This is a genomic window from Psychrobacter pasteurii (genome assembly GCF_900162815.1).
Taxonomy (GTDB): Bacteria; Pseudomonadota; Gammaproteobacteria; order Pseudomonadales; family Moraxellaceae; genus Psychrobacter; species Psychrobacter pasteurii.
Genome location: NZ_FUGD01000017.1, coordinates 1 through 3,823, shown reverse-complemented (window position 1 = coordinate 3,823; position 3,823 = coordinate 1). Strand labels below are relative to the sequence as shown.

Below are 3,823 nucleotides of genomic sequence, written 5' to 3'. Positions count from 1 at the left end.
TAGGCGGTCTTTGTCGGTATGCTCTATCCAAGTTATGTTGTATTGGTCTTTGTCTAATCCTGCTAACAGACTGCCCTCAAATCGATCCATAATGGCTCTTTTGTCATCATCAGGTAGGTTACCCTCCTCAAAGCTCAATACGCCCACCGTATAGCGATTTTTAAAGTTTAGGCTATCTGATAGCCTTTGGGTCAGTTCAGGGTCGCCAGACAGCACTCTAGCCCCTTCTCGGTCTCTTTCCTTGCCTAGTAGGTAATCTATCGTTGCCTTAGCACTGCCACCACCGCTATTTTTCAAGAATTTAACTATCATGGCGACTTAATACCTCGTTTAGCTGTTCCCTAATGACTGCAAGCTGTGCGAATACTCTTAGCTTGTCAGTGTCTTTGTCTAGGGTGTTGGCTTGTTTGGCTAACTGGTTTAGGTTGCCACCGATACGCCCCAAGCTTCGTAATAGTTCAGGGTCTGCTTTTTTGTAAGGTTTAGCGACTCTTTGAGCTAGGCTAACTTGTCTTATCCATGTCGCTAATTGGTTGCCCTCCATTCTTTCCAATAGGGCTTGATGTTCCTGTTCGGTTAATCGGATTTTGATTTCTTTGGTTCGTTTAGTCTGTGGCATAGGTTTTTCTCTTTGTCTTTGTTTTTACCGCTACGGCTTTTTGTAGCGGTCAGGGGGTTAAGGGGTCTCCCCTTACAAGGTCATACGGGTATCTCGATAGAGTACCCTGTATGTGTCCTTGCCCTTTAAACTAAATATTGCCATTTTTAACTAGGGATAGGTGTTTAATTTTGTTCTAATTGATTAGTTTAGATCGTGCTTTTGCTTTTTGCTTTTGTTTTTTAAAAAACCAACCGCTTATTATTCTTTTATTTATTTATTATATTATAAGGAACTGCAAAGCTATACAGTATAAGGGCTTACAGGGTCATTGATGTAGAAACCCCTTACTTCAAATGTAGAAACCCCTTACTTCAAATGTAGAAACCCCTTACTTTAGATGTAGAAACCCCTTACTTTAGATGTAATATGTTTTTTTATACCATTTATGTAGTATAATATTAATTTACATACTTATAAAAGGTGATAAAAATGTCCGAATTTGTGTCTAAGCCTAATTTCTACATTGAAGGCAGGGAGATTGTTATATCAAAGTCTAATGCACTGATAGAAGGGGGGTATGACCTTTCGCCCTCTGAACACGATTTACTTACTTTGGCAATCAATAAGTTACATAGTCAAGGTACAGGGGGTAAGCAGGTCTTTATTAGTGCAAAAGAGTTTGCTTCAGCTAATAAAATTCACGAGAAATATGCTTATGAGGTATTGAGAGAAACGGCTCAAAGACTTTATGACAGGAAGTTAAATTGCACGATCTATCTTGATGAGTTAAAGCAATTAGCTGGAGAGGATGATATTTATTCTGTTGCACGTCCTAAAGGTAATCATAAGCCTGTTAAACTAAATTTTAGGTGGTTACAAGCTGTTGCGTATCAAGAGAATAACGGGTTTATTCATTTGATGTTTTCTGACCCTTTGGCGTATCTCATTGGGAAAACTGGGGAAGCCTATACTAAGTACGATTATGGGAAAACTATTAATTTCAATGGGTTTTATACAAAACGCTTATATGAGTTAGTGAGCAAATGGAAGGGGGCAAAACCCACCAATGGCAACAAACACCCTCAAATAATCATGGCGTTAGAAGAGTGGAAGGAATTTTTTGGCTGTGCTGACAAGTATGCTAAAACGGCAGAGTTCAAAAGATGGGTTTTATTGCCATCTATCAAGCAAATAAACGAGCAGGGCGACTTTACGCTAACCCTTGACCAAGAAAAGGTGGGGCGGATTATTACCCATTTCATAATAACGATAAAAGACAATCAAAAAGCCAAAAAGAAGGAGTTTAAAGACCCATTTAGGGACGCTAATACCGTTGATATGTTTACTGGTGCAACGGATAAGGAGTTATTATCAGCACCCAACCCGCTATCAGAAAAACAGGCTCGTAAATTCGCTGGTACAATTACCGCTTATTGTTATAAAAATAATATGACAAGCGAGGTTCACGAATTAGGCGGTAAATTGGGCTGTCACTTCAACAGTTGGTATGATGCTAAAGACCACATATTCAGAGAGTTACAACACAAAGAACAATATAAAAAATACCTTCCTATACTCAAACTTGTGGGCTACTCACCCATTTACAACAAAGGATAAGCAGTTATGAACAAACAAGACGTTATTAGGGAATTAGCACCAAAACTTAATGTTAACCAAGATGAGGCAAGAGTTATATTAAATAAGGTTTTAGAGGTCTTGGCTAACTCGCTAACTGAACTTGATGAAGATGAGCGATTGAAGTTAGTAGGGTTTGCCAACTTTCAAAAGATTAGGCGTAAAGGTCGTTTAGGCAGAAACCCAAAAACTGGTGAGGAGGTAGAAATACCTGAAAAATTAATTATTAAAACTACAATTAGTGAAAATTTAGTCGATAGTTTTAATGAATAAGGTCGAGTTTAGCAGTTAGATCTAAACAGTTTTATCGTTTAGACCTAACTGCTAAACTAAACCAACAACCGAAGGACGTTAGCGTTCCATGCCACGACTTACCACCTTTTCCGCTTGGCGACTGGCTTCAATGACTTGTTGAGCGTGTTGTTCTCGTTGTTGAGCCTGCTGTTCTCTGCTTGCAACCTCTCTATCTGTGCTAGTAATTTGCCGTTCTGTGTCTGTAATTGCTGATTGACTGCGGTCAATCGCTCTATCTGTGCTTCTTGTTTGTTCTGCTTGGCTTCCAGTGCGTCTGCTAGCTCGTTGCAACGTGTTAAAAAGTCGTTGTTCATTTTGTCTTACTCCAACATCATTAAAGGCTTGCCATTCGTTGATTTGCCGACTTCCGCTTTCTTTTTCTGCTTCGCTTCTATCCAAAGCGTCCCATCGTCGTTCTTGCCTATGTTCACTTTCGCCAGTACCTGAGCTTGTACTGGTGTCTGTTCGATATTCTGCTGTATCTCTGCTAGCTCTGCCCTGTTGTTTTTCAAGCTGATACCTAGCCATAAGTTTAGGGTTAACAGTATCAAGGCTATGGCTATTAATCCGCCCATCAATGCCCCTATCAAGGTTTTGTAGGTCAAAGCTTGCTGTATGGTGCTTTTGCTCTCTCTGATAAGTTTGATGTTCTCGGCTAAAGCTTGCTCGGTTTCGTTCCTGCTTGACCTCAATAGCTGTTCGTAGCTTGCCAAGTGCTGTTTGGTAACGCTCTGTGCTTGTTTCTGCATAGCCTTGTCTTGCTCTGCTGTGTTCTTTTCCAAGTTCTTTACCAAGCTGTCGATTTTCATAGATAACGCCCTCTAGTCTTATATTTCGCTTGCCGTCTGGGTTTTTAATACTGATTGATTTATCTGTTTGCCTTGCTATCTCAAAACCTGCTTGCTCTAGGGTATCTATAACGCCTTTACGGTCTGTGATGTTGCCCTGCTCGATTTGGTGGGCTAAAGCTTGCCCTATCTGCTCTTTGACCTGTTGCACGTCCTTTGGCAAGTTTTGGCGGTTTAGCGTCTTGATTGCTTGTGCTTTATTGGGGTCGTGGGGGTCGGTTAGCCCATATTCGTGGTTGATAACCTGTTTCCAGTTCTCAATCAGTGGGCGGTCTGCCTTGTCATAATAGGGCTGTAGGCGTTTACCTGTGGTTAATTCTTGGTTGGCAATGACAAAGTTAAGCTCTAGGCGGTCTTTGTCGGTATGCTCTATCCAAGTTATGTTGTATTGGTCTTTGTCTAATCCTGCTAACAGACTGCCCTCAAATCGATCCATAATGGCTCT

General features: G+C 40.7%; 4 protein-coding genes and 1 pseudogene. 2 read left to right on the top strand and 3 right to left on the bottom strand.

The window, feature by feature from the left end:
• Positions 1–312, bottom strand: a pseudogene (locus A1232T_RS00155) (relaxase/mobilization nuclease domain-containing protein); the annotation flags it as partial.
• Positions 302–619 carry a plasmid mobilization protein gene (locus tag A1232T_RS00150; protein WP_077447474.1) on the bottom strand — a complete coding sequence of 106 codons (318 nt, stop codon included), beginning with the start codon at positions 617–619 and terminating at the stop codon, positions 302–304. The pseudogene A1232T_RS00155 and the gene A1232T_RS00150, both read right to left, overlap by 11 nt.
• 471 nt (positions 620–1,090) lie before the next feature.
• On the opposite strand from A1232T_RS00150, the gene A1232T_RS00145 reads away from it, so the two are divergent.
• On the top strand, positions 1,091–2,218 hold the full coding sequence (locus tag A1232T_RS00145; protein ID WP_077447473.1) for a RepB family plasmid replication initiator protein: 1,128 nt from the start codon (positions 1,091–1,093) through the stop codon (positions 2,216–2,218).
• Between the two features lie 6 nt (positions 2,219–2,224).
• Complete coding sequence (locus A1232T_RS00140; RefSeq protein WP_077447472.1) at positions 2,225–2,509, top strand: HU family DNA-binding protein; 285 nt, start codon at positions 2,225–2,227, stop codon at positions 2,507–2,509.
• A gap of 78 nt (positions 2,510–2,587) precedes the next feature.
• Here A1232T_RS00140 and A1232T_RS00135 read toward each other — a convergent pair.
• On the bottom strand, positions 2,588–3,823 hold a 1,236-nt coding region (locus A1232T_RS00135; RefSeq protein WP_077447471.1), incomplete at its 5' end, for a relaxase family protein.

Excerpts from the sequence above, each read along its gene's own strand:
- A1232T_RS00145 (WP_077447473.1), top strand. The coding sequence starts at position 1,091 with ATGTCCGAATTTGTGTCTAAGCCTAATTTCTACATTGAAGGCAGGGAG.
- A1232T_RS00140 (WP_077447472.1), top strand. The coding sequence starts at position 2,225 with ATGAACAAACAAGACGTTATTAGGGAATTAGCACCAAAACTTAATGTT.
- A1232T_RS00150 (WP_077447474.1), bottom strand. The coding sequence starts at position 619 with ATGCCACAGACTAAACGAACCAAAGAAATCAAAATCCGATTAACCGAA.